This window comes from Paracoccus sp. (in: a-proteobacteria) (assembly GCF_047973135.1).
In the GTDB taxonomy this organism is placed as follows: Bacteria; Pseudomonadota; Alphaproteobacteria; order Rhodobacterales; family Rhodobacteraceae; genus Paracoccus.
Map to the genome: position 1 here is coordinate 21,921 of NZ_JBKEBL010000002.1, position 21,381 is coordinate 43,301.

The 21,381-nt window shown below is 63.8% G+C and carries 21 protein-coding genes; 9 read left to right on the plus strand and 12 right to left on the minus strand.

The features are described 5' to 3' along the window. Positions 1 to 13 precede the first annotated feature (13 nt). The 5 genes from ACK5L9_RS00200 to ACK5L9_RS00220 all read right to left on the minus strand — a co-directional run bounded on the left by ACK5L9_RS00200 (position 14) and on the right by ACK5L9_RS00220 (position 5,651). Positions 14 to 1,378: a TRAP transporter large permease gene (locus ACK5L9_RS00200; protein ID WP_416909427.1), complete on the minus strand. Its 1,365-nt coding sequence runs from the start codon at positions 1,376 to 1,378 to the stop codon at positions 14 to 16. Continuing rightward, positions 1,378 to 1,995: a TRAP transporter small permease subunit gene (locus ACK5L9_RS00205; RefSeq protein WP_416909428.1), complete on the minus strand. Its 618-nt coding sequence runs from the start codon at positions 1,993 to 1,995 to the stop codon at positions 1,378 to 1,380. The genes ACK5L9_RS00200 and ACK5L9_RS00205 overlap by 1 nt, the downstream gene beginning before the upstream one ends. A 93-nt stretch (positions 1,996 to 2,088) precedes the next feature. Further along, positions 2,089 to 3,144: a TRAP transporter substrate-binding protein gene (locus ACK5L9_RS00210; protein ID WP_416909429.1), complete on the minus strand. Its 1,056-nt coding sequence runs from the start codon at positions 3,142 to 3,144 to the stop codon at positions 2,089 to 2,091. A gap of 121 nt (positions 3,145 to 3,265) precedes the next feature. Then, positions 3,266 to 4,984: a thiamine pyrophosphate-binding protein gene (locus tag ACK5L9_RS00215; RefSeq protein ID WP_416909430.1), complete on the minus strand. Its 1,719-nt coding sequence runs from the start codon at positions 4,982 to 4,984 to the stop codon at positions 3,266 to 3,268. Between the two features lie 4 nt (positions 4,985 to 4,988). Beyond that, a complete protein-coding gene (locus ACK5L9_RS00220) occupies positions 4,989 to 5,651 on the minus strand; it encodes a GntR family transcriptional regulator (protein WP_416909431.1) in 663 nt (220 codons plus the stop codon). Between the two features lie 127 nt (positions 5,652 to 5,778). On the opposite strand from ACK5L9_RS00220, the gene ACK5L9_RS00225 reads away from it, so the two are divergent. From ACK5L9_RS00225 to ACK5L9_RS00255, 7 genes are read left to right on the plus strand one after another with little or no spacing between them, the layout of a single operon-like run. Continuing rightward, positions 5,779 to 6,186, plus strand: a complete 408-nt coding sequence (locus ACK5L9_RS00225) for a cobalamin B12-binding domain-containing protein (RefSeq protein ID WP_416909432.1) — start codon at positions 5,779 to 5,781, stop codon at positions 6,184 to 6,186. Then, on the plus strand, positions 6,186 to 7,631 hold the full coding sequence (locus tag ACK5L9_RS00230) for a phenylacetate--CoA ligase family protein (RefSeq protein WP_416909433.1): 1,446 nt from the start codon (positions 6,186 to 6,188) through the stop codon (positions 7,629 to 7,631). Before ACK5L9_RS00225 ends, ACK5L9_RS00230 begins: the two co-directional genes overlap by 1 nt. After that, positions 7,631 to 8,602, plus strand: a complete 972-nt coding sequence (gene meaB, locus ACK5L9_RS00235) for a methylmalonyl Co-A mutase-associated GTPase MeaB (RefSeq protein ID WP_416909434.1) — start codon at positions 7,631 to 7,633, stop codon at positions 8,600 to 8,602. The genes ACK5L9_RS00230 and meaB overlap by 1 nt, the downstream gene beginning before the upstream one ends. Continuing rightward, positions 8,595 to 10,286, plus strand: coding sequence for a methylmalonyl-CoA mutase family protein (locus ACK5L9_RS00240; RefSeq protein ID WP_416909435.1), 1,692 nt, complete (start codon positions 8,595 to 8,597; stop codon positions 10,284 to 10,286). Before meaB ends, ACK5L9_RS00240 begins: the two co-directional genes overlap by 8 nt. Before the next feature lie 3 nt (positions 10,287 to 10,289). After that, entirely contained in the window at positions 10,290 to 10,601 is a 312-nt protein-coding gene (locus ACK5L9_RS00245) for a hypothetical protein (protein ID WP_416909436.1), read from the plus strand. Continuing rightward, entirely contained in the window at positions 10,570 to 11,610 is a 1,041-nt protein-coding gene (locus tag ACK5L9_RS00250) for a gamma carbonic anhydrase family protein (RefSeq protein WP_416909437.1), read from the plus strand. The genes ACK5L9_RS00245 and ACK5L9_RS00250 overlap by 32 nt, the downstream gene beginning before the upstream one ends. Position 11,611: 1 nt before the next feature. Then, positions 11,612 to 12,181 (plus strand): cob(I)yrinic acid a,c-diamide adenosyltransferase, encoded by a 570-nt coding sequence (locus tag ACK5L9_RS00255; protein ID WP_416909438.1) that lies wholly within the window; start codon positions 11,612 to 11,614, stop codon positions 12,179 to 12,181. A 128-nt stretch (positions 12,182 to 12,309) separates the two neighbouring features. Here ACK5L9_RS00255 and ACK5L9_RS00260 read toward each other — a convergent pair whose 3' ends face one another. The 4 genes from ACK5L9_RS00260 to map all read right to left on the minus strand — a co-directional run bounded on the left by ACK5L9_RS00260 (position 12,310) and on the right by map (position 16,664). Next, the gene (locus ACK5L9_RS00260; protein WP_416909439.1) at positions 12,310 to 12,936 is read right to left on the minus strand and encodes a LysE family translocator; all 627 of its coding nucleotides are present in this window, start codon (positions 12,934 to 12,936) and stop codon (positions 12,310 to 12,312) included. A 117-nt stretch (positions 12,937 to 13,053) separates the two neighbouring features. Beyond that, positions 13,054 to 14,073 carry an NAD-dependent epimerase/dehydratase family protein gene (locus ACK5L9_RS00265; protein ID WP_416909440.1) on the minus strand — a complete coding sequence of 340 codons (1,020 nt, stop codon included), beginning with the start codon at positions 14,071 to 14,073 and terminating at the stop codon, positions 13,054 to 13,056. Next, positions 14,070 to 15,626: an ArnT family glycosyltransferase gene (locus tag ACK5L9_RS00270; protein WP_416909441.1), complete on the minus strand. Its 1,557-nt coding sequence runs from the start codon at positions 15,624 to 15,626 to the stop codon at positions 14,070 to 14,072. Before ACK5L9_RS00270 ends, ACK5L9_RS00265 begins: the two co-directional genes overlap by 4 nt. 237 nt (positions 15,627 to 15,863) lie before the next feature. Beyond that, positions 15,864 to 16,664 carry a type I methionyl aminopeptidase gene (map, locus tag ACK5L9_RS00275; RefSeq protein WP_416909442.1) on the minus strand — a complete coding sequence of 267 codons (801 nt, stop codon included), beginning with the start codon at positions 16,662 to 16,664 and terminating at the stop codon, positions 15,864 to 15,866. 103 nt (positions 16,665 to 16,767) lie between these two features. Here map and ACK5L9_RS00280 point away from each other — a divergent pair, with 103 nt between their 5' ends. Then, positions 16,768 to 17,508: a competence/damage-inducible protein A gene (locus ACK5L9_RS00280; RefSeq protein ID WP_416909443.1), complete on the plus strand. Its 741-nt coding sequence runs from the start codon at positions 16,768 to 16,770 to the stop codon at positions 17,506 to 17,508. Continuing rightward, positions 17,508 to 18,218 carry a GNAT family N-acetyltransferase gene (locus ACK5L9_RS00285; protein WP_416909444.1) on the plus strand — a complete coding sequence of 237 codons (711 nt, stop codon included), beginning with the start codon at positions 17,508 to 17,510 and terminating at the stop codon, positions 18,216 to 18,218. Before ACK5L9_RS00280 ends, ACK5L9_RS00285 begins: the two co-directional genes overlap by 1 nt. A gap of 885 nt (positions 18,219 to 19,103) precedes the next feature. On the opposite strand, the gene panB is transcribed toward ACK5L9_RS00285, so the two are convergent. From panB to ACK5L9_RS00300, 3 genes are all read right to left on the minus strand, one after another. Continuing rightward, on the minus strand, positions 19,104 to 19,913 hold the full coding sequence (gene panB / locus ACK5L9_RS00290) for a 3-methyl-2-oxobutanoate hydroxymethyltransferase (RefSeq protein WP_416909445.1): 810 nt from the start codon (positions 19,911 to 19,913) through the stop codon (positions 19,104 to 19,106). Between the two features lie 11 nt (positions 19,914 to 19,924). After that, on the minus strand, positions 19,925 to 20,839 hold the full coding sequence (gene panC / locus ACK5L9_RS00295) for a pantoate--beta-alanine ligase (protein ID WP_416909446.1): 915 nt from the start codon (positions 20,837 to 20,839) through the stop codon (positions 19,925 to 19,927). Positions 20,840 to 20,873: 34 nt separating this feature from the next. Beyond that, a partial coding sequence (locus ACK5L9_RS00300; RefSeq protein WP_416909447.1) for a DMT family transporter occupies positions 20,874 to 21,381 on the minus strand: 508 nt, incomplete at its 5' end.

A 21,381-nucleotide genomic window follows, 5' to 3' on the forward strand; every position in this document is an offset into this window, starting at 1 on the left:
AAAGAATGCTGCGTCACCTGTAGGCCGTGCCCGGCAACCAGGTTGCAAGCGCCGGAAAGGCGAATACCAGCGCCAGCGCCAGAAGCTGAAGCAGGATATAGGGCATGACGCCGCGATAGATGTCCGTCACCTTGATTTCCGGCGGGGCCACGCCCTTGATGTAGAACAGCGCAAAGCCGACCGGAGGCGTCAGGAATGACGTTTGCAGGCAGATCGCAAAGAGGATCGTGAACCAGACCAGATCAAAGCCAAGCTGTTCGACGACCGGGGCGACCAGCGGCAGGATGATCAGGGTAATCTCGACCCAGTCCAGAAAAAAGCCCAGAAGGAACACCGCGAACAGGATTGCCGCGACGATGCCCGCCGGGCCGAAGGGCAGGCCAAGCAGCGCGCTTTCGATCACTTCGTCGCCGCCAAGCCCGCGCAGGACAACGGAAAACGCCGTCGCGCCGATGAAGATCGCAAAGATGAAGGCGGTGGTTCGGGTGGTCGCGTAAAGCGACGAGGACAGGACCGGCAGCGTCAGCCGCCCCGAGATCAGCGCCAGCAGGGTCGCGCCGAAGGCGCCGACGCCCGAAGCCTCGGTCGGGGTCGCGATACCGGCAAAGATCGAGCCCAGGACGCCCAGGATCAGGACCGAAGTAGGGATCACCGCCAGCAGGATGTTCCACAGCACCTGTGCGTCGATCCGTTCCAGATTCTTCGGTGCGGGGGCGATGGCTGGCTGCAACCAGGGCCGGATCAGGGCATAGGCGATATACATCGCCCCCAGCATCAGGCCGGGCACAAGCGCGCCCATGAACAGATGGCCGACCGAGGCATCCGGCGTTGCCAGCCGGTCCGCCATCAGCACCAGCATGATCGACGGCGGGATCAGGATCCCCAATGTGCCGGTTGCGCAGGCGGTGCCGACCGCGAAGCTTCGGGAATAGTTGTTTTCCATCATGACGGGCAGGGACAGCATCCCCAGCAGCACGACCGACGCGCCGATGATGCCGGTGGTCGCGGCCAGCAGCATGCCGATGACGATCACCGTGACCGCATAGCCGCCGCGCAGGGCACCGAACAGCTTGACCATGTTCGACATCAGCCGTTCGGCGATGCCTGACTGGTCCAGCATGATGCCCATGAAGATGAACATCGGCAGCGCGACAAGGGTTTCGTTTTCGACGGTTCCCCAGACACGTTCGGGTACCAGCGCCAGCGACGAGGAATAGTCGAACCACAGGTTCGCGCCGAACCATTCGACGGAAACGACCCCGATCAGCGTCCAGATCACAGCCGTACCGCCCAGAACCCAGGCGACCGGAAAACCTGTCATCAGCAGCAGGCCGAAGGTCGCAAAGATCCCGATGACACAGATTTCCTCAAGAAGCATCAGCGTGCCTCCGTTCGGGCGATGGGTTTGGGAAAGCCGAACAGGAATGCCGTTACCCGCAACAACCGCGACAGCCCGGCAGCTAGAAGCAGCGCGAAGGAAAGCGACATGATGGCCTTGAGGATCCAGCGATTTGCCAGACCCGCCGGGGCCGGGCTGCGTTCGCCCTGATGGAAGGAACTGACGGCGATGGGGATCGCCTCGTACAGGGCGAAGGCAAGGAAGGGAAACAGCAGCAGCGTGATGCCCAGGAACTCGATCCAGGCTTGCGTTGCGGGCCTGAAACGTTCGTGCAGGACATCGACCCGGACATGCTCGTCGGCAGCCAGAGTATAGCCGAGGCCGATCAGCCAGGCCGCCCCGGCGACATGCCACTGCCATTCCTCAAGCGTGACCGAGCCCCGTGCAAAGGCATAGCGGCCGATCACGGCCCACATGATGATGCCGATCACGACCAGCCAAAGCCACGAAGCGGCTTTGCCGAAAGCAATGACGAAGCCATCGATCCTTTGGCTGGCAAAGGTTTGTGGCAGCCCCGTGCGGCGGTGCAGCAGCTTCTCGGCATCGTCGCGGGACAGGTGCCTTTCCGTGCCCGCGCCGTCCTTGTCGATTGTCATCGAAGCTTTCCTTTCATCCGCGTCCGAAGGAACAGACAAGACGCTGACGCCGGGGGCGGGCATGGGTGGGTGCTGCCCCCGGCGTGACGGCCCTTATTCGGGATTGCCGGGCAGATAGGCCCGGCTGTCCCAGATCGCATAGGATTCAAGGAATGCCTGCTGGCTTTCGTAAACGCGTTTGAAGTCGGCGTTCTTTTCGGCCTCTTCGGCCAGAACCTCGTCGGTGACGGCCTTCAGTTCCGCAAGGATGTCAGCCGGGATCTGGTCGGCCTGCACGCCTTTTTCCTGAAAGCCGGCCAATACCGCGCCATTCAGATATTCCCCTTCGGCCAGGGCACGGGTGACGGCCCCGGTGCAGACGGCCTCGACAAGCGCCTTTTGTGCGGTTGTCGCCTTGGCCCATTCGTCATTGCTGACAAGCAGATATTGCGCCGTGAAGGTCTGGTGCCAGCCGGGGAACAGATTGTATTTGACAACCTGATCGAACCCAAGTGCCTGATCAATCGTGGGCATCGAAAACTCGGTTGCGTCGATGGTGCCCTTTTCCAGCGCCTGAAACAGTTCGCTTGAGGGCAGCACTGTCACCGACGCGCCCAGCTTTTCCAGCACCTTGCCCCCCAGCCCGGCAAAGCGGATTTTCATGCCCTTGTAATCGTCCAGTTTGGTGATCGGATTTCTGTACCAGCCCGCAGTTTCCGGCCCGATGATTCCGCAAAGCTGCGCATGCACGTTGAAGCCCGCATTCGCATAGACCTCTTGCAGCATGTCATGCCCGCCGCCGTAATAATACCATGCGGTGAAGGCCCAGGGCTTCATGCCAAAGGGCACAGCCGCAAACAGCGGGACCGCCGGAACCTTGCCCTGATCATATCCGATCCATGTATAGCCCGTCTCGATCTTGCCGTCCGAGACGGCTTGCAGGATGTCGAAAGCCGGAACCAGTTTGCCCGGCTCATAGACGCGCACCTGAATAGAACCGTCAGAGGCCTCGGTCAGCTTGTCCGCAACCCATGGTGCCGGTGATCCAAGACCGGGAAGGTTCGTGCCGAATGCGACCGGCATCTTCCAGCGCAGGTTTTCGGCGCTGGCCATTCCCGCAAAAGCCAGCGAGGCGGCTGCGGCCGCCGTCAGAATGCTTGTTTTTGTCATGATTCCCCTCCCCAATCAAATTTCGTATACGAAATACTAAATTTGATTGGGAGTCAATGCTGCCGTTGCCTGATTGCGGTCATGTCAGGATGGGGGCGGGCGCGGTGCCGGTCTGGCCGGGTCAATATCCCAGCCAGTTCCGCTCGGCCTTGTCCCAGGCTTGCAGCGCCTGATGATCGGGCACCCATGCCAGGCCAGACTTGCTGTCGGACGAGGCGGCCTTGTCGGAAACGATCACGTCCAGCAGCACCGGCTGACCCAGCGACATGGCTGCAAAGGCTGCGTCAAGGGCGGGCGAAAGCATGTCGCCGGTTTCGACCCTCCAGGCTTTCAGACCGAAGGCGCGGGCCATTGCCGCATGATCGGCGAATTGCAGACGCGTTGCGACCTCCTTGCCAAAGCGCTGCATCTGGTCGCGTACCTCGATGCCCCATGATCCGTTATTGCCGACCACGATCATCAGCGGAACCGGGTGTCGGGCGATGGTATCCAGTTCCATCGCTGTGAACCCGAATGCGCCGTCTCCGGTGACGGCGACGACCTGACGACCGGGCGCAGCCATGGCGGCACCCAGTGCAAAGGGCGTGGCAACCCCGATACAGCCAAGCGGTCCGGGGTCCAGATAGGTTCGGCAGGGCAGGGCAACTCGGGCGAAGCTGAGGAAATCACCGCCATCGGCGATGACCACCGCATCGGGATCAAGCCGTTCCCGCAAGGCACCCAGCAGCCGGTTGGGGTGCATGTGGCCATTTTCATCGTCGGGGGCAGAGCCAAGCGCCGATGCAAGCCGCTGGATCCGCGCCATATGCCCGGCATGCAGCGTGGCGACCCAGTCACGGGGCGGGGTTGCGGCGGTTGTCAGCCGCGCGGTCAGTGCGGTCAGGGTTTCGCCAGGGTCTCCGGCAAGAACGGCATCGCCAAGCCGGTTGTCGAACAGCTCTTGCGGCTGGTCCGAGATGCGAAGAAAGCGCGCCGCGCCAAAGATCGCGGGCGATCCATAGGCAAGTTGAAAATCCAGCTTGCGTCCGACGGTCACGACCAGATCGGCCTCGGACATCGCGCGGGCCCGCAGCGCGCCCACATGCGTGGGGTGGTCGTCGGGAACGATCCCCCTTGTCTCGCCGGTGTCCAGATAGGCCGCGCCGGATGCGGTCAGAAAGCCCGCCAGTTGCTCAGCCGCCCCGTTGGCCCCGCGTCCCGAAATGACCAGAGGCCGCGCGGCAGCCGCGATCATCCGCGCCGCCTTGTCAATGTCGTGGTCAAGCGGGCGGGTGCGGGGCCGTTCCACCCCGGCGATATGTTCGCCGCAGCATAGCGCGGGGGGCACGGTGTCGCGTTGCAGATCGACGGGGAAATCGACAAAGGCCGGACCCGGTTCGCCGAAATGCCCAAGCGCCGCCGCGATGGCCGCGTCCAGTTCGCGCGCGACGGCATTCACATGACGAACCGTCCGGGCGTGGCGGGTGATCGGGGCGACAAGCGCGGTGTGCGACATGTCCTGCAACGCGCCCCGGTTTTCCTGCGGAGCGGGCGGCACGCCTGACAGGACAAGCACGGGCATCCGGCTGACATGCGCATTGGCGATCCCGGTCATGGCATTGGTCACGCCCGGTCCTGCCGTTACCAGCGCTACCCCGAACCCGCCCGTCACCGCCGCATGGGCATGGGCCATCATCACCGCCGAGCGTTCGTCGCGGACGCCGACGATTTCGATCCCTTCGTCATCCAGCGCCATCCAGATCGGCATGATATGCCCGCCGCACAGCGCAAAGACCCGGCCGGTGCCTCGGGCCTTCAGTATCCGGGCAATCAGCGCCGCGCTTGTGAAAGACCGTGCCATCCCGTTACCCGTCCTCTGGCGCTGCGAATTTCAGGGATCGTGGCGCGGCATGTTCCATATGCTCTCGCATCAGCGTGGCGGCATGATCCGCCTCGCCGCGCACCATGGCCATGAAGATCTGGTCATGTTCCTTCCAGACGCGCAGCGTGGCACCCGGAACGCTGAGAACCTGGCTCATGGATCGTTGCAGATGCCGCCAGTTCAGGTTCATCGTGTCGGCGACGATGATATTGCCGCTGAGCATATAGATGAGGTTGTGGAAATCCATGTCCGCGCGCAGGGCCGAGGCGTGGTCGCCGCTTTGGACATGGCTTTTGCCGCGCGCGATGATGTCGCGGCCCATGGATACCGCCTCTTTGGTCATGCGCACCGTCGCCAGTTGCACCGCCAAGGGTTCCACGGCGGTGCGGAACTGATAGATCGAATCGAACAGGGTCTGGTCGATCGGGGCCACGATGACGCCGCGCTTGCCGGTGTCCTGCACGAATCGCTGTGCCTTGAGCATGGCAATCGCGCTGTTTACCGGCTGTCGCGAGACGTTCAGTTTCTCGGCCAGTTCGTCCTGATTCAGGCGTTCTCCTGGCTGGATGTCGCCGTTGCAGATTGCCTCAAGCAGGGCATCATAGGCTTGTTCGACAAGCGTTTTTCGTTGTGTCAGTGCTTCCATTTCCTGCCCCTCTGGCAATGCATCCCCGGTCCCTCCCGGCGTTTAACATAAGATCAGGATTGACACTCGGCAAGCGTTCGTGTTTCGTATACGAAATTTCGAACACGTCAATTGGGAGGGGGATGACATGTCCGCACCGATCCGGGTTTTGCTTGCCAAGGTTGGCCTTGATGGCCATGATCGCGGCGTAAAAGTGGTGGCGCGAACGCTGCGGGATGGCGGCATGGATGTCGTCTATACCGGGCTTCACCGCACCCCCGAAGAGGTCGTCGCCGCCGCCGTGCAGGAGGACGTGGACATTCTTGGCGTCAGCCTGCTGTCGGGCGTGCAGATGACCGTCTTTCCCAAGATTTTCTCGCTGCTCAAGGACAGAAACGTCGAGGACATGATCGTTGTCGCGGGCGGTGTGATGCCCGACGAGGATGTCGTTGAACTGAAAAAGATGGGCGTGGCCGAGGTTCTGCTTCAGGATACTCCGCCGCAGCAGATTATCGACACGCTGACCGCGCTGGTAGAAGCCAGGGGGGCGCGGTGATGTCGGCTGGCATGGAACAGTGGTCCTGGCCGCCGCGCTATGATGATAGCTATTTTCCCGACGCGGACAGCCCCTATTGGTTTGCGCATCGCGAGACCATGCCAGTCGCCGACCGCGAGGCGGCGATCCTTCAGCGGCTGCGGGATGTCTGTGCCTATGCCTATGAACATGCGCCCTTTTACCGCCGGAAATGGGACGAGGCCGGGTTTCATCCGTCGCAACTGAAAACGCTTGAGGATTTCGAATCCCGCGTGCCCGTGACGAAAAAGGCCGAACTGCGGGCCGCGCAAGAGGCGCATCCTCCGTTCGGGGATTACCTGTGCATTCCCGAAGATCAGGTTTTTCGCGTCCACGGGACCAGCGGCACCACCGGCCGCCCGACCGCCTTTGGCATTTCGCAGCAGGACTGGCAGGCCATCGCTAACGCCCATGCCCGGATCATGTGGGCAATGGGCATGCGTCCCGGCGACACGATCTGCGTCGCGGCGATCTTCAGCCTTTACATGGGAAGCTGGGGGGCGCTGGCGGGTGCCGAACGGTTGCGGGCCAAGGCCTTTCCGTTCGGGGCGGGGGCTGCGGGCATGTCGTCGCGCTGTGCGCAATGGCTGGACATTCTGAAACCGGCGGGCTTCTACGGCACGCCGACCTATGCGATTCACCTTGCGGAAACCGCCATCAGGGACGGGCGCGATCCGCGCAAGTTCGGGCTGAAATACATGTTCTTCTCGGGCGAGCCGGGGGCATCGATCCCTTCGATCCGCGACCGGATTCAGGATCTGTATGGCGCGCGCGTCTATGACAGCGGCTCAATGGGCGAGATGACGCCATGGATGAACGTCGCCGGTTCCCGGCAGACCCACGGCATGATGTGTTGGCAGGACATCGTTTATACCGAGGTCTGCGATCCGATCACGCATTGCCGTGTGCCCTATGGGCAGCGCGGAACGCCCGTCTATACCCATCTCGAACGCTGCTCGCAGCCGATGATCCGGCTGGAATCCGGCGATCTGACAGTCTGGTCCGACGATCCCGCGCCATGTGGCCGGACCTATCCGCAGCTTCCCATGGGGATTATCGGCCGGATCGACGACATGATCACCATACGGGGCGAGAATGTCTATCCGTCGGAAATCGAGGCGGCGCTGACGCAGCTTGCGGGCTATGGCGGCGAGCATCGCATCTTCATCACCCGCGAGGGCACGATGGACGAAATGCTGATCTCGGTTGAACTGGATCAGGACCATTGGGCGCGCGGCGAGGATGTGCGCAAGGCGTTTCATGCCACGGTGGCCGCGCAGTTGCACAACCTGCTGGGGCTGCGCGCGGGGATCGAGATCGTCGCGCAGAACACCCATCCGCGCACGGATTTCAAGGCAAAGCGCGTGGTCGATGACCGGCGCGCCTTTGCCGAGATGCGGGCCCGCCATCTGGAGGCATCGTCCTGATGACCCGCGCCTACATCCCGTCATCCGACCTGATCGAACTTGCCGCCAATGGCGAGACATGGGCCATCGCGCGGCTGATCAGCCGCGCCGAGGCCGGATTGCCCGAGATGCGCCACGCGATCGGACAGATCTATCGCCGTGCGGGGCGGGCCCATGTCATCGGCATTACCGGCGTACCCGGATCGGGCAAATCCACGCTGGTCGGCAAGCTGGTGCGCCGGCTGCGCGATGACGGGCTGCGCGTCGCGGTCGTGGCCATTGACCCCTCTAGCCCCTATTCCGGCGGGTCGATCCTTGGCGACCGGATCCGTATGTCGGAACTGGTGCTGGACCCGGATGTTTTCATCCGTTCGATGGCGACACGGGGCGCGGTGGGCGGCATGGCGCATGCGGCGCTGGATGTGGTCGATATTCTTGACCTTGCGGGCTTTGACAAGATCATCATCGAGACCGTCGGCGTCGGTCAGGACGAGGTCGAGATCGCCAAATCCTCGCATACGACGGTTGTGGTCTCGGCCCCCGGTCTGGGCGACGAGATTCAGGCCATCAAGGCCGGCATTCTTGAGATTGCCGATATTCACGTCGTCTCGAAATGCGACCGTTCCGATGCGAACCGTACGCTGACCGATCTGAAGATGATGCTGAAGGATGGCATCGGCGGGGCGCTGAACCGGGGCTGGCTGCCCCCGGTCATCGGCACCTCGTCGGTTGCGGATGAGGGCTTTGAACAACTGGTTGCCAGCTTCGAACGCCATCTTGCCAGCCTTGAAGGCGAGGCCGGGGTTCTGCGCCACGCGCAGATCTCGGCCTTTCGGCTGCACAAGGCGGCAGAAACCCTGATGCTTGAACGGTTGCGCGCCGAGGGCGCATTCAACGCGCAGGCTGCGCGCGTCGCGTCGCGCCAGACCGATCCCTATGCGGCGGCCAGCGCCATCGTGCAACAATTCTCGACGGAGAGCACCCATGCCTAGAACGATCAGCCAATCCACGCCCCAGGACATCGCGGCCAGCGCCCGCGCATGGGAGGAAAACGAGGTCGCAAGCTTTGTCGCCCGCGCGCCCGAGACGAAGGAACAGTATTTCACGCTTGGCGATTTCCCGGTGAAACGGACCTACACCGCCGCCGACATCGCCGACACCCCCGCCGAGGATATCGGCCTGCCGGGCAAGTACCCGTTCACACGCGGCCCCTATCCGACCATGTACCGGGGCCGCAACTGGACCATGCGCCAGATCGCGGGTTTCGGCACGGGCGAGGATACGAACAAACGTTTCAAATTCCTGATCGAACAGGGCCAGACCGGCATTTCGACCGATTTCGACATGCCGACGCTGATGGGCTATGACAGCGATCATCCCATGTCCGACGGCGAGGTCGGCCGCGAGGGCGTGGCCATCGACACGCTGGCCGACATGCGCGCGCTGCTGGACGGGATCGACCTTGAAAAGATTTCGGTCTCGCTGACGATCAACCCGACGGCGTGGATCCTGCTGGCGATGTATATCGCCCTGTGCGAGGAACGCGGCTATGATCTGAACAAGGTGTCGGGCACCGTTCAGGCCGATATTCTCAAGGAATATATGGCGCAGAAGGAATATATCTATCCCATCGCGCCCTCGGTCCGGATCGTGCGCGACATCATCGGCCATACCACCGCGACGATGGCGCGTTACAACCCGATCAACATCTCGGGCTATCACATTTCCGAGGCGGGATCCTCGCCCATCCACGAGGCGGCTTTCACGCTGGCCAATCTGATCGTCTATGTCGAGGAGGTGCTGAAAACCGGCGTCAATGTGGACGATTTCGCCCCGCGTCTGGCGTTTTTCTTTGTCTGTCAGGCGGATTTCTTTGAAGAAGTCGCCAAGTTCCGCGCCCTGCGCCGGTGTTACGCCAAGATCATGAAGGAACGCTTTGGCGCGACGAAACCGGAATCCATGCGCCTGCGCTTTCATTGCCAGACGGCGGCGGCCTCGCTGACCAAGCCGCAATACATGGTCAATGTGATGCGGACGACCACGCAGGCACTGGCCGCTGTTCTGGGCGGCGCGCAGTCGCTGCACACCAACGGCTATGACGAGGCGTTCGCCATTCCGACCGAACACGCCATGCAACTGGCCCTGCGCACCCAGCAGGTGATCGCCGATGAAACCGGCGTCACGCAGGTGGTCGATCCGCTTGGCGGTTCCTATTTCGTCGAAAGCCTGACCAATGACTACGAAAAGAAAATCTTTGAAATTCTGGACGAGATCGAACAGCGCGGCGGTACCATCAAGCTGATTGAGGAAGGTTGGTTCCAGAAACACATCGCCGATTTCGCCTATGAAACTGCGCTGCGCAAGCAGTCGGGCGAAAAGCCGGTGATCGGGGTGAACCGCTATGTTCTGGACGAAAGTAACGTCAAGATCGAGGTTCACCCCTATGACGAAACCACCGCTCACCGTCAGATTGCCCGGACCCGCTCGGTCCGCGAAAACCGCGACGAGGCGCGGATCGCCAAGCTGCTGGACAAGCTGGCCGAGGTGGCCGGCGACGACACGCAGAACATGATGCCCGTCACCATCGAACTGGTCAGGGAAGGTGCAACGATGGGCGACATCGTCGAAAGGCTGAAAGGCATCTGGGGCGTCTATCGCGAGACGCCGGTTTTCTGACCGATGGGGGCGCTTCGCAAACAGGCGCAGGCCCTGTCGGCGCAGGTGAGGGCAGGGGATTCCGGGGCGGCGGGGGCCTTGCTGGCGCACAGTGTCCGGCTGGGTCATGGCAAGCTTGCCGCGCGGCGCTTTTTGCTGGCCCGCGCGATGGGTGCCGCGATTTCCGATGCGGACAGGCTGTATTGCGCTGCTATCCTTGATCACCTTTCGCGCGACGCAATCGAGGCGATGGCCACGGACGAAACCGAAAAGGCCCTTCGCTATATGAACAGAAGGAAATCGGATGGCGGAATACCTTCAACCCCTGCGCGCTGATTACGGCGGCACCTCTCCGGACATCAAGGGCGATCCGGCCTTTGCCGGCGAGGGCGCGGCCGTTCTGGGCCGTGTGACCCTTGGCCGGGATGCCTGGCTTGGGCCCTGGTCGGTGATCCGGGCCGATGGTCACTATATCCATATCGGCGAGGATTTTCGTCTGGGCAGCCATGCCACCGTGCATATCGCCCATGATCTTTATCCCACGCATATCGGCGACCGGGTTACGGTCGGGCAGGGGGCTGTCATCCACGCCTGCACGGTCGAGGATGGATGCGTGGTCGAACGCGAGGCCGTCATCCTCGACGGCTCTCGCATCGGAGCGGGGGCGGTGATCGCAGCGGGATCCGTGGTCTATCCGCGCAGCGACCTGCCGGGCGGCTGGCTGTATTCCGGCAGCCCCGCCAAGCCGGTCGCGCGGGTTCCGGCCCCTGAACTTGAGGGCTATCACCAGAAAATCCGCAATGGCGGCAGCCGGAAGGACCGCAAGGACGGTGGCGCGCGGGGGGCTCTGGACTGCTTTGTCGCCCCGTCGGCGCAACTGCGCGGCGCGGTCTCGGTGGGTAAGGGGGTGGGCATCTGGTATGGCTGCCGCCTGAACGCGGGCGCGCACCGGATCGTCATCGGCGAGGGGTCGAACGTGCAGGACAACAGCACCATCACCTGCAAGGCCGCCGATGTGATCATCGCGCCGGATGTCACCATCGGGCACAATGTCGCCCTGACCGATTGCGTGATCAGCACCGGCAGCCTGGTCGGGATCGGATCGCTGATCGCCGCCGGAACGCTTGTCGAAAGCGACGTTCTGGTGGCCGCCGGTACCCAGACCGAGCCGGGCCAGAGGCTGACTGGCGGGCAGGTCTGGGCCGGGCGACCTGCCCGCCCGATTGGCCCCATGGACGCCCGCAAACGCGCCATCATCAGCAACACCCTGCCGCATTATCGGGATTACGCAGTGCGATTCCGGGCGGCCTTGCACCAGGATCTGGTCCAGCCATCGGAGGTCTGACATGGGAAACCGGCTGTCGAAAATCGTGACCCGCACCGGCGACGGGGGAAAGACGGGGCTGTCGGACGGCTCGCGCGTGGACAAGGACACGCCAAGGATCGAGGCTATCGGTACGCTTGACGAACTTGGCAGCCAGATCGGGCTGGCGCAAAGTCTTGTTTCTGCCGGTAAGGATACCGATGCGCTGCGCGAGGCCCTGACGCTGGTACAGCACGACCTGTTCGATCTGGGTGCCGCGCTGTCCCGGCCCGGCGCCGTCCTGCTGAGTCAGGCCCATGTGGACCGGCTGGACGTCATCGCGGAACAGATGAACGCCAGCCTGCCGCCGCTGCGGGAATTTATCCTGCCTGGCGGATCAGTGGCGGTCGGCGCGCTGCATGTCGCCCGGACCGTCGCCCGCCGCGCCGAACGCCGCCTGCTGTCGGCGCTTGCCACGGACACGCAACCCGGCAGCTCGGGTCTGGCCTATCTGAACCGCCTCAGCGACCTGCTGTTCATCGCCGCCCGCACGGTCTGCCGTGCCGAAGGACGGCCAGAAGTTTTCTGGCAGGCCGGCAAAAGCCTGTCCTGAAAATTATCCGGATGGCCTGCACCGGCCACGCTGACGAATGACCGTTCCTCAGGGCCGGAGGCGCGGATATTGCCCCGTCGGGGCGACGGATGAACAGTCGGCCCGGCAACTGGCCGCGGGTGCCGATCTCAGGAACGGCGGATTGTGGCGGTTGCAACTCCCATTGCGACAAGGGCTCCGCCGCCCAATCTGGTCAGAAACGGCAATACCGAAGGACGCGTGATCTTCTGACGCAGCTTATCGGCGAGAAAAGCATAGGCGAGCGCGTTGACCGCCGCGAAGCCAACGAAGGTCGCAATGAGCAGTCCGAATTGCGGCGCCAATGCAGAGTGCGGGTTGATGAACTGGGGCACGAAAGCGATGAAGAAAACGATAGACTTGGGATTCAGCGCCGTCACCGCCGCTGAATGCGCAAAGACCTTGCCGGGTGACGCGGGTGGCGCATCTTCCAGCGTTCCCAATGCAGCATCCGGGGCGCTGCGGAACAGTTTGACACCAAGATAGACGAGATAGACCGCTCCGACCCATTTCAGCAGAAGGAACAGTTTGGAGGATGTCAGCACCAATGCCCCCAGCCCTGCCAGAGACGCGGACATGGCAATCAGATCGCCCGCAGCGACGCCCGCGACCGTTGCCAATGCAACCCGTCGTCCCTGACTGATGGCATAACTCAGGATCAGCAATACGGTCGGTCCGGGAACAAGAAGCAGGGCGATCGAAGCCGATGCGAATGCAAGCCAGACGTGAAGCTCCATGGATATACCTCCTGAGATGCGTATTTCCATTGAGTCAGCGTTAGAAATGCCGTCAAGTAAAGCGCTTTTTCATCCAGATCAATGCGGGACCGATGCGGCCCCTTGTGTCGATCCGTGTCACACCCCCGAGCCAGCAGAATAGTAGCCGCGAAACCATTCCACATAGGCCCGCGTTCCGTCCGTGACCGAGGTTTGCGGCGCGTAAGCCGTCAGGCGGCGCAGCAGCGCGGTGTCGGCCCATGTCGCGGGCACGTCGCCCGGCTGCATCGGCATCATGTTCAGCACCGCCTCGTGCCCCGACGCGGATTCCAGCGCGCGGATGAAATCCATCAGCTCGACCGGATTGCCATTGCCGATATTGACCACTCGCCACGGCGCGACGGGGGACAGGCTGTCGCCATCGGGCACGGTGCCATCCGCAGGGCGCTGCGGGGCCACGTCCATCAGCAGGCGCAGCGCCCGGACCAGATCGCCGACAAAGGTGAAATCGCGCCGCATATTGCCGTGGTTGAACACCTTGATCGGCCTGCCTTCGAACAGTGCCGAGGTGAACAGATAGGGGGCCATGTCGGGCCGCCCCCAAGGTCCGTAGACGGTGAAAAAGCGGAACATGCTGATCGGCAGGCCGAACAGGTGGGAATAGGAATGCGCGATGGCCTCGTTCGATTTCTTGGTCGAGGCATAGACCGACAGTTGCAGATCGACCTTGTCCGTCTCGCGATAGGGCATTTGCGTATTCGCGCCATAGACCGAACTGCTGGAGGCCATCAGCAGATGCTGCGGGGGATGGGCGCGCGCGGCCTCCAGCAGTTCGAAACTGCCCATCATGTTGGCTTCCATATAGGCGCGCGGGTTCTGGATAGAATAGCGCACGCCCGCCTGCGCGGCCAGATGCACGACGATCCGGGGCCGGTGGGTCGCGAAAAGACCCGCCATCAGGCCCGGATCCTCGACCTTGCCGCGCACCGGGACATAGCCGGGCCGCGTGATCAGTTTCGCCTCGCGCGCGGCTTTCAGTGCCGGGTCGTAATAGTCGTTATGGCTGTCCACGCCGATAACCTGCCTGCCCTGATCCAGCAGCAGGCTGGCAAGGTGAAAACCGATGAAACCTGCGGCGCCGGTAATCAGAACAGTCATTGAGTGGCCTTGCTGGATACGAACATGGTGTAATTGTCATTGCGGAAAGGCAAGACCCCGGCCGTGCGCATTCCTGCGGGGATGTCGTCCTTCTGGGACAGCAGGACACCGCCGGGATGCTGTGCCAGCCAGGCGGCGATCTGATCGGCGTCGCGCAGCCGGGCGACGGGGTTTGTCAGCCGGGCGGTATAGTTGAACTGCGCGTGATAGGAACCGTCGGCGACCGCGATGCCCTTGTCGCGATAGGGGCTGATGGCGGCGGCGATGGGAGTCATGTCATAGCGCGCGAACAACAGCGGCTGCGCGGCGAAATGCAGCCCCAGCATCATTGCCAGCGGCAGCGCGGCCAGTCCGATCAGGCCCGAGCGCAGCCGCAGGAACCCCGCGATGCCAATGGCGATGACCGCCAGCCCCAGCAGCGAGGCCAGGACCGGCTGACTGAAGCCCATGCTTTCCAGTTCCGGGATCTGCCCGAACAGCGCGGCCAGAATGACCAGCGCGCAGGCGATGGCGGGCACCGACATCCACAGATCCAGCGGCTTCGCCTGCCTGCGCGGTGCCGCAGCCGATAACAGCAGGGCCAGGGCCGGAAGCTCGGGCAGAAGGTAGTGGGATTGCTTGCCGCTGATCATCGAAAAGGCCAGCAGCGCCGACAGGAACCAAAGTGCCACCATCCGCGATTGCGCGCTGCCCAGAAGGGTGCGGGGCGAAAAGGATTTTAGCCCGCCCCAAGTCCAGCCGAAGGGCCAGATCAACAGCGGAAGCTGCGCCAGAAAGAACCACGCGGGCCTCTGATGCGCAAAGGACGACACCACGCGGCCCGCGCTTTGACGCCACAGAACCTCGGTCCGGTATTCTTCGCCGCCAAGGATCAGCGCCGGAACCAGCCACAGCGCGACCAGCAGCAGCGCCACCAGAACCGACAGCCCCAACCCCTTGTACCATCGCGCAAGGGCCGGGCGGCCCGCAGGGTCCGCCCAAAGCGGCATCAGCAGCGCCACCGGCATGATGTGAACCAGAATGACCGGCCCCTTGCCATAAACGCCAAGGGCCATCGCGGCACCCAGCAGCAGCCATGGCCGCCTGCTGTGATCGCGGATCGCCGACCACATGGCCAGCATGGCCAGCATCGTCGCCGCCGTCAGCATCGAATCGAACATCGTGGACGATCCGAACAGCAGAAAAACCGGCGACACCGCTAGGATCAGTGCCGCACGTCCCGCCCGGTCCGGGTCGTCGTGCCACAGCCGCCGCGCCAGCATCCCCGTCATGATGACCGAGGCCACCGCGAAACCCGGCGCAACCAGCCGCGCGGCCAAGGTACTGACGCCATTGGCCAGCCAGACCAGATCGATCAGCCAGAACAGCAGGGGCGGCTTGTGCGTATAAAGCGCGCCGTTCAGATGCGGCACGAAAGGCGACGAGCCGTTGAAAATTTCCCACGCGGCGGCGACATAGCGCGTCTCGTCGATGGGCAACAGCGGCCGCAGCAGGATCATGGTCAGAACGGACAGGGCGAACAGCAGAGCCGCATAGAAGGTGTTCAGGCGCATATGGGTCAGTCGTTCATGGGAAGAGGTGGGGCTGGAAAGGCGGACCGGGCAGGATGGTCAGATGCTTGATCATGCCGGTTCCGCTGTCCCATGGTTACAACCGCGACGTGCGGTAACCGTACAGCAAAGATAAACCGGAATCCGGCGCAAAGGCAACGCATCAGTGATCGCCGGAAAGCGGATGCATATCCGCCTTTCCGTCGGTCTCTGATGCGCTGCAAGGGCGCTGGCCGGGATTTAGTCGAAGCTTGGGAAGAAACTGTTCGAGGGGGTGAAGATCTCGAACCCGTCGGCGGTGACACCGATGGAATGTTCGAACTGCGCCGACAGCGACTTGTCGCGCGTCACGGCGGTCCAGTCATCGGCCAGCACCTTGGTTTCCGGGCGGCCAAGATTGATCATCGGCTCGATGGTGAAGAACATTCCTTCCTCCAGCACGGGGCCTTTGCCCGCACGACCGAAATGCAGCACATTCGGCGGGGCGTGGAACACGCGGCCAAGACCGTGCCCGCAGAAATCACGCACCACCGACATGCGGTGGCCTTCGGCATATTGCTGGATCGCGGCGGCGATATCGCCGAAGGTGGCGCCGGGACGGACGACCTCGATCCCTTTCATCAGCGAATCATGTGTGACCTGAATCAGCCGCTGCGCCTTGATCGAGGGTTTGCCCGCGACATACATCCGGCTGGTATCGCCATACCAGCCATCGACGATCACCGTCACGTCGATATTCAGGATGTCGCCATTGCCCAGAACCTTGTCACCCGGAATACCATGGCAGACCACATGGTTCACGCTGATGCAGCTTGCGTGCTGATATCCGCGATAGCCGATGGTGGCCGAGGTGGCGCCCAGTTCATCGACCCGGTTGCGAATGAAATCGTCCAGCATACCAGTGGTCGCGCCGGGTTCGACCAGCGGGCCGACCTCGTCCAGGATCTGCGCGGCGACCGCCCCGGCCTTTCGCATGCCCGCGAAATCCTGCGGCACATGAATGCGGATACCCTCGCGGGTGATGCGGCTTTCGTCGTCCATCGCTGATCCTTTCGTCTGGGCCATTAGATAGACCCGAAGGCGCCCTTGTTCCAGTGCCGCAGGACGGCATAAAACACAAGCAGGCAAAAAAGGGGCCGGTTTCATGCAGTCAGACAACCCAACAGCAGCCATTCTGGTGATCGGTGACGAAATCCTGTCGGGCCGCACGCGCGAGGGAAATGCGCATCATCTGGCACAGGTGCTGTCCGCGACGGGCTTTGACCTGCGCGAAATCCGCGTGGTGGCCGACGATCAGGACCAGATCGTTGCCGCCATCAGGGCGCTGGACAGCAGCCTTGGCGGGGCCTTTGACCTGCTGTTCACCAGCGGCGGGATCGGGCCGACCCATGACGACATCACCGCCGATGCCGTGGCCGCCGCGCATGGCACCACGGTCGAGGTCAACCCGCAGGCCCGCGCCATCCTGCAGGCGCGCTGCGACCGGATGGGGATGGAACTGACGCCCAACCGCCTGCGCATGGCGCGTATTCCGGTCGGGGCCACACTGATCGACAATGCCGTATCTGCGGCACCTGGCTTTTCCATAGGCAACACGCATGTGATGGCCGGCGTCCCCGAGGTGTTCCGCGCCATGGTGGACTGGCTGTTGCCGCGCCTGCCGGGCGGGCGGCCCGTTCAGTCGCAATCGGTCGAGGTCCGTCGCGGCGAAAGCGATGTGGCCGAGGATCTACGGGCCGTGGCGGGCGATTTCCCCGATCTGTCTCTGGGATCCTATCCGTTCCACGACAAGGACGGCTTTGGCACGCATCTTGTCGTGCGGGGGCTGGATGTGGGGCGAGTCCGCCTTGCCATGATGGAACTGCGGCAGAGGCTGGGACTGTGATGGATCAACCACTTGCAAATGCCTTCGAGGCGACATGGCCTGCGGCTGAATATGCCGATACGGGCGGGTTCCGTGTGGGGCGCGGGTTTGGCGGCGGAGGGCGGGTCAGTTCGGCCCGCGCGCTGGCGGACTGGACCGATGCCGGAATGGATGCGGCCATCGCGGTTCAGCGCGGCTGGAGGCAGCGGCCGCTGTTTCGCGCGCGGGACGATGATACCCGCCTGACCGAAGCGCTGCTGGCGCGTGGGTTGCAGCGTGAAAACCCGACGTTGATCATGGCGGCGGTGATCGCGGCGCTGGATGACCGGCCCATTCCTCCGGTGACGGCCTTTACCGTCTGGCCTGCCATGGCGATCCAGCGCGAAATCTGGGCCGAGGGCAACATCTCGGTCGCCCGGCAAGCAGTGATGGAGCATGCGCCCCAGCCCAAGGTTTCTCTGCTGGGGCGGCTTGAGGACCGCGCGGTCGGCGCGGGCTTTGTCGCGGTTCATGACGGTGTTGCCATGCTGCACGGGCTTGAGGTTCTGCCCGGCTGGCGACGCAAGGGGATGGGAGGCTGGCTGGTGCGCCGGGCCGCGAATTGGGCGGCGGGGCAGGGGGCCGGGCGTCTGGCCCTTGCCGTCAGCCGGGCGAACACAGGTGCGGTGGCACTGTATCGTTCGCTGGGGTTTCAGGATGTCGTGGGCTATGCGTATTACGCTGTGAAATGACATGATCGGCCCTGAATGCTGGCAGATTCATCGCCAAAAGCGCAAACCGTGCGCGAAGCGCGCGCCTTCGGCCGACCCGCCCCCTTGCCTGCAAACGCAATGCCTGAAGTTCCGGCGATTGAGCAGCGGCGTGACGCTTGATACCGGCGGCCCCGGCGAAGCATAGATAATAGGGCTGGCCTGACTGATGGGTCGGGCTCTCTCCCTCGGGTTCCAGGGGGCTGGCTTCCGTCAGTTATAACGCAACTGCCCGCCGCCGCGTATTTCCCGATGCCGTTACGCAAGGGCACCGCCGCAAGATTGCGTCCCGCGACGGCCGGGGGCGCTGCGCCCCCCGGACCCCCCGCTGCCCGCAAGCGAGGCCGGCTTTGGCAAATTGCGGCCTGTCGTTGCTGGCGTTGCGGCGGCCCGAGGATTTGGCCACACGTTCTTGCTTCATTGGGCGACCGCGTGCGAAGCGCGCCTTGGGCCGGGCGGTAGCGACGGGCCGGGCTTTGCCTGGCCCGTCCCCCCCCTTTACCACGATCCCGGCGGCTGGTCGCTCTGGTGCTGGTCGCGGCCCGCCAATCCTGCAAGCCGATACCAGCGGCCCCCGCAGGGGTTTACCGGCCCTTTGTCGTGCTTGTCATCAGGAATCGGCTTCCGTCAGCTATCGTCATGCCGTTTTGATCGTGCGGTGCGGACAGGGTCTGCAACGTGAGCATTGGGAACATGGTGCACCCCGCCGACAGGCGCCCGGATCGCCGTCGGCGCTTGCAGGGGGTCCGGGGGGTGCAACTCCCCCGGCCATCGCGGGACGCAAATCTGCGGCGGTGCCGCCAAACCTAAATGCCCGGCAGTGTGGCACAGGCGTGCCATCCCGGTGCGGCACCCGCTGTCGCGGCCTCAGCGGTAGGTCTGGCCCTCGCCTGGAAAGCTGCGGTCGCGGACGGCGGCGGCATAGGCGGCGATGGCCTCATCGGCGCGGGGGCCGAGATCGCCGAATTTGCGCACAAAGCGCGGCACCCGGCCCGACAGGCCCAGCATGTCGTCCAGGACGAGGATCTGCCCGTCGCAGCGGTTCGACGCGCCGATGCCGATGGTGGGGACCGCCACCGCTTCGGTGATCCGGTCGGCCAGCGCCTCCATCACGCCCTCGACCACGATGCTGAACGCACCGGCCTGTTCGATCGCCTGCGCGTCGGCGATATGGGCGGGCCAGCTTTCCTGATCGCGGCCCTGCGTCCTGAACCCCCCCAGTCGCAGCGTGGCCTGCGGAGTCAGGCCAACATGGCCCATCACCGGGATACCGCGTTCGGTCAGGAACGCCACCGTTTCGGCCATGCGCGCGCCACCCTCCAGCTTGACGGCGCCGCAGCCGGTTTCCGACATGATCCGGGCGGCGTTGCGAAAGGCCTGCTGCGGGCTTTCTTCATAACTGCCAAAGGGCATGTCGATCACCACCATGGCGCGCTGGCTGCCGCGCATGACGGCCTGACCGTGCATGATCATCATCTCCAGCGTGACGCCGATGGTCGAGGGCAGGCCGTGGACCACCATGCCCAGGCTGTCGCCGACCAGGATCACCTCGGCATGCGGGTCGATGGCGGCGGCCATGGGTGCGCTGTAGGCGGTCAGCGCGACGATGGGCACATCGCCCTTGCGTGCGGTGATCTGGGGGGCTGTGACGCGTTTGACCGGGGCTTGGGCGGACATGGCGGGTTCCTTCAGGGATGGGCAACGCGCTGGTCGATCAGCAGCACGTCGCCAAAGCGCACGGCCAGCAGGATTGCGACCGGGTGACTGATACGGGTGACGCGCGACAGATCGGCGGCGTCGCGGATGTCGATAGACCGGATCTCGGCGCGCGGTTCGGATTGAAGGGTCTGGCGGATGGCGCGACCGATGGCGGCAACCGTTTCCCCTTGGGCGATCATTGCCTGCGCGCGGTCCAGCGCGCGGTTCAGGACCGGGGCGGCGGCGCGATCTTCGGGGGACAGGCGGCGGTTGCGCGAGGACATGGCCAGCCCGTCCGCCTCGCGCATGGTGGGCACGGCGACGATCTCGACCGGGATCAGCATGTCGCCGACCATCTGCCGGATCAGGGTCAGTTGCTGGTAGTCCTTTTCGCCAAAGGCGGCTGCGTCGGGCTGGACGATATTGAACAGTTTGGTCACGACCGTCGCCACGCCCCGGAAATGACCCGGGCGCAGCCGACCCATCAGGATGCGTGACAGATCTGTCACCTCGACGATGGTTTGCGCGCCCGAGGGATAAATCTCGCTGACCGGGGGCAGCAGCACCCCGTCGCAGCCCGCCTGACGCAGCAGGCGCAGATCATTTCCCTCGTCGCGGGGGTATTTGTCCAGATCTTCGTTCGGGCCGAATTGCGTCGGGTTCACAAAGACCGAGGCCACGATCCGCCCGCCGCCGCGCGCCTGCAACCAGTCGCGCGCATGGGCAACCAGCGACAGATGCCCTTCATGCAGCGCGCCCATGGTAGGCACCAGGGCGATTCGCTGCCCTTCGGCCCGCCAGGCGGCCACACAACCTCGCATTGCCCGCGTATCGCGGCAAATCTGCATATCTGGCCCTCCCTGACGCTGGCTGCGCCGCAAACTATCGGAACTGCCCCCTGTCATGCAAGTGCTGCGGTGCAGCATGGCGGATGGCGGGCTAACCCGGCAGCGCCGCTGGCAACCGCCGCCCCAGCCGGTATTCGCGCCACAGGCTATAGGCCCCCGATGCCGCAATGATCACCGCGCCCGCGACGGTCCAGCGGTCGGGAAGCTGGCCAAAGACCAGAAAGCCCCAAAGCGTGCTCCAGATCATCAGCGTGTACTGGACCGGTGCCAGCACGACCGCCTGCGCCAGCTCTAATGCGCGGATGATCGCAAGCTCGGCTATGCCGGCGGTGGCAGCGGTTCCCAGCATCAGCAGAACCACCCGCCAGTCGGCTGGCGTGGTCCAGATGAAGGGCAGGGGGATGGTCAGCAGCAGGCTGGCGGTCAGCCCGGTATAGGCGATGGTGGTCAGGATCGGTTCGTCCCCGCTGAGCAGGCGGGACAGAATCTGGCGCAGCGCAAAGGCGGTGCTGGTCACGAGGACCAGAAAAATCGCCGGGTGAAAGACGCCTGCGCCGGGGCGGATCACCACCAGCGTGCCCGCAAAGCCAAGGGCGACG